Annotated in this window: 2 protein-coding genes; both read left to right on the top strand. The window is 54.5% G+C overall.

The features are described 5' to 3' along the window. The first annotated feature begins 430 nt into the window (after positions 1 to 430). The gene (locus RC85_RS24855; protein WP_068267497.1) at positions 431 to 2,506 is read left to right on the top strand and encodes an ATP-dependent DNA helicase; all 2,076 of its coding nucleotides are present in this window, start codon (positions 431 to 433) and stop codon (positions 2,504 to 2,506) included. A gap of 171 nt (positions 2,507 to 2,677) precedes the next feature. Then, positions 2,678 to 3,874 carry a GNAT family N-acetyltransferase gene (locus RC85_RS24850; protein WP_149752597.1) on the top strand — a complete coding sequence of 399 codons (1,197 nt, stop codon included), beginning with the start codon at positions 2,678 to 2,680 and terminating at the stop codon, positions 3,872 to 3,874. The last annotated feature ends 526 nt before the right edge of the window (positions 3,875 to 4,400 follow it).

Genomic DNA, 4,400 nt, shown 5'->3' with positions numbered 1-4,400 from the left:
TTCGCGGCTACGCCGCGAAACCGAGCCAGAGAACTGATGTGGGGCAGCCATCCGGGTGCTCGCGCACCCGGCAGGGAGCTGCCGGCCCTCCGGGCCTATCGCGCAGTAACTGATGCGACGTCCCCAGCGAAAGGCGACTATAAAAAGTCGTACGTTCCTAACACGTGTTTTCCGGGACCAAAACCCTTCACGGCATTGGGCGATGCCCACGCGGTTAAACGGTTTCACGACGTTGGGCTACAGCGCGAACGGCGAACGTGATGAAAAATGCAGCACTTAAAAACTGCACCTCTCTGAAACAACGAAATCAAAAACTGCATGCCCTAAACGAGACCTGGGCAGCTTTTCCTCGGCAATTCTCTTTCCTAGCATCTGCTGGTAGACTTCTTCACAACGCCGAGCCCTACCAATTACACCAAGGACGATCAACTTGAAAGACGATTTGACCGTCGATTCGATTCTTGGCGAAAATGGTCGGATCGCGGCACGGCTGACGGGCTACGAAGTTCGTGATCAGCAATTGCAGATGGCTCGTGAAGTCGCCCAGGCTCTGAAGTCCGAGCAACATCTGATTGCCGAAGCCGGGACGGGCACCGGAAAAAGTTTCGCCTACCTCGTTCCAGCAATTCTGCATGCGACCGCCAACCAGATCGAACCGGTTACCGGCACGCCAGTCGCACCTGCACCAAAACAGGATGACGATGACGATGAATCAGCCGATGAACCCAAGCGTCGTCGAGTCCTAATCAGCACGCATACGATCGCGCTGCAGGAACAGTTGATCGCCAAAGACATCCCGCTGCTAAACGCGGTCATTCCACGCGAATTTTCGGCCGTCTTGGTCAAAGGTCGGTCGAACTATTTGTCGATCCGGCGGATGGAACGGGCGGTTTCCAAAGCAACGACGCTGATGACGACCGACCAGCAACATCAACAACTTCGCGACATCAAGGCTTGGACCAACGAAACCGCCGACGGTTCGCTTTCCACGCTTCCGATCAAACCTGATTCGCAGGTTTGGGATGAGGTCAAAAGTGACACCAGCAACTGCTTGCGTCGAGCGTGCAAGCATCACAACGATTGTTACTATTTCAAAGCCCGGCGGCGTGCTCAGAATTCGCAATTGATGATCGTCAATCACGCGATGTTCTTCAGTGACTTGGCTCTGCGCCGGCAAGGCGTTTCGATTCTGCCCGATTACGACGCAGTCATCTTGGACGAATGCCACACGATCGAATCTGTCGCCGGCGACCACTTGGGAATCCGGTTGACCAGCGGGCAGTTCGACTATCTGTTTAACCAACTTTACAACGACCAATCGCAAAAGGGTTTGTTGGTCGAAAAGAAATTATCGACGCTTCAACTAATGGTGGACCGATGCCGATTCGCGGCCAGCAACCTGTTCGCCGATGTGTTGCAGTGGTGGGAAGATTCAGGTTCAACCAACGGCCGTGTCCATCATCCCGAAGTCGTCGATAATCCGCTAAGCGATGCGATGGATTCGCTGGCGACCGGTTTGCAAAAGGTCGCCAAGGGCATCAAGGCGGAAGCGGAACGCAAGGACTTTGAATCGGCCTACGAACGGACGATGGCGCTTTCCGGTGGACTGCGAAGTTGGATTCGGCAGGAAGTGGAAGCCTGCGTTTACTGGGTCGAGCGAACTGGAACGCGACGCGGGCTCGATCGAGTCACCTTGAGTGCTTCGCCGATCAACGTGGGTGAAACGTTGCGGAGTGAATTGTATCAGAGCAAACAAATTCGCAGCGTCGTGATGACCAGTGCGACCTTGGCGACGGCGGATGATAACTTTTCCTTCTTTCGATCACGCATCGGCTTGACCGGTGGTCTATCGGTTCGCGTTGGCAGTCCGTTCAATTATCAGGAACAAGCGAAACTGGTCGTCGTAAAAGATTTGCCAGACCCGTCTCGCGATCGTGCGATGTTCGAACAGGCTTTGCCGGAACAGATCAAGCGTTTTGTCGGACACACTGGCGGCCAAGCGTTTGTGTTGTTCACCAGTTACAAGTTGCTGCAATCGTGTGCCAACGCACTTTCAAGCTGGCTTTCTGAAAAGAACATCACGCTGTACAGCCAAGCCGGCACGCAGAGTCGAACTCAATTGCTCGATGCCTTTCGCCGCGCCGATCGCGGTGTCTTGTTTGGAACTGATAGTTTTTGGCAAGGCGTTGATGTACCGGGCAACGCGCTGACGAATGTGGTGATCACAAAATTGCCGTTCGCGGTTCCCGACCATCCGCTGTTGCAGGCCAGGTTGGAAGCGATCAAAAAGGGCGGCGGTAACCCGTTTTCGCAGTACCAGTTGCCCGAAGCCGTGATCAAGTTTCGCCAAGGTTTTGGGCGTTTGATCCGCACCCGCACGGACGAGGGGATCGTGGTCGTTTTGGACCCCCGTGTGTACTCAAAACCCTACGGGCGAATGTTCGTGGAATCACTGCCGAAGATGAAAGTTCACTACGTTTCGGCAAAGCAACGCCCCAAATCTTGATGCTTTGGCCGTTACAATCGGCCTATCCGACCCTGCGTAGACGCCTTCTGGTCGTTTGACCCTGCAAAACTTGGGTTCGCGTGATTGCGAATTAGGATGGAAACGGCCGAGCGGTACTTTCATCGCTCTGGTCACCCAAGTTCAAATTAGTTGGAAAGTGGCTTGAGTTCTGTGCTGGATAAATGCATCCAAAAGTCCGCGATTGAAACGCCGATGGCTGCGCCGATTCCTGAGAACGTTGCTGCGCAGATGCCTGAGCAACAATCACCAAACATCTGCGTTACTGCTGCGGAAGTCATCTCGTGGAACGAACTTGATCAGTCGCTGCGTGATCGCTTGATCTCATTGCGATCAACGCAGCACGAATTCAATACACCCTTCTTTTCGCTCGGCTACCTCGATTCAGTTCAAGCCGCTCGCGGAGACGTTGACGTGGTCGTGATGACCGGCGGCAATCAAGTCGTGGGATTGCTTCCGTTTCATCGTCTTGGCCGCGTCGCGGTACCGGCTGGCCGTTTTCTGAATGACGGTCACAACGTGATCGCCGACCCGCGAACCCAGCTCGACTGGATGTGGATGTTAAAGCAATGCAAGCTGAAGTCGTTCGACTTTCACGCTCTGCTCGGCAGCCACTATGGAATGCGAGAAACGAGCGTTATCGGCAGCACTCAATCGTTCAAAGCCGACCTGGGCACAAGCTCAGTCGATTTCTTGAGCACATTAGAATCCGATCACGTCACGATTCGACGTCAAGAACAGAAGACACGCAAAATGGAGCGGGAGATCGGTCCCGTGACCATGGAACTCGATTGCCGTGACCCAAATCTGCTTGCCCAAGCGATCCAGTGGAAGCGAAGCCAGTATCAACGCACCAACATATTGGACTTGTTCACACCCGATTGGACTCGGTCACTAATGCACGTATTGCATGAACAAGCTCCGGTGCAACTTGATGCCACGCCAACCCGTGGCCTGTTGTCTGTATTGCGTGCTGGCGACCAAGTCGTTGCATTACATTACGGAATGATTGAATCGGGTTTGTTGCACTATTGGTTCCCAGCATACGACCCAGAATTCGCTCGCTATTCGCCGGGCACTGCTCTGTTCAAATCAATCGTTCGATCTTCGACCGAAGCTGGGATTCATTGCATCGACATGGGTTACGGCGAACAGCCTTACAAGAAAAAACAGACGGACACGATCACGATGGTTTCGCACGGTTGCGTCAGCACTTCCAACTACTATCGCGCATGGCGTCGCGCAACCCACACAGCAACCAAAGTTATCAAACAGATTCCAATGAAGGAATCGATCAAGCAAGTGGTCCGCCGCGTGTACCCCAGCGCCGGAATTTCAAAGCTAACGTAGGCCGGACATTTAAACTGCCCAGCCAAACGCAATCCCCCGCCAGTCCGGTTCTCAACGAACGACACGCAGGCTAACCAGCGGGAACAACGACGCATCAACAGCTCCGCTATGAGTTTGCGTTAGTCCCGCCTGGGTTTCAAACCAACGCTGTGAAGGATTGCCAAACTGTTTAACCGCGTGGGCATCGCCCCGCGCGTCCATGCGGACCCACAGTGCGCGGGGTGAGTCCACGGCGGGGGGCCGCCATGCTACTTTTCGACCCGAGCGTCCATGCGGGGCGAAACGCGCGGGGCGATGCCCACGCGGCTAAACGAACTGAGGAACGAGCGGGGAATAAGTGTCGCCATTCGCAGGGGACGTCGTCTTAATAACTGCCGAATTGGTGTCGTTGATCGATCCGCAATCATAACGTTGGTGAATAGTCCCAGAGGGACGGAAGCTCTCTGCCGGGGATGTAAATCCCCGGATGGCAGCCTTATACCTCACCAATTCTCTGGCTCGGTTTCGCGGCTACAGATCGGAAGAG

The sequence above is a fragment of the Rubripirellula obstinata genome, assembly GCF_001642955.1.
Lineage (GTDB): Bacteria > Planctomycetota > Planctomycetia > Pirellulales > Pirellulaceae > Rubripirellula > Rubripirellula obstinata.
This window is presented reverse-complemented; position numbering and strand designations above follow the sequence as displayed.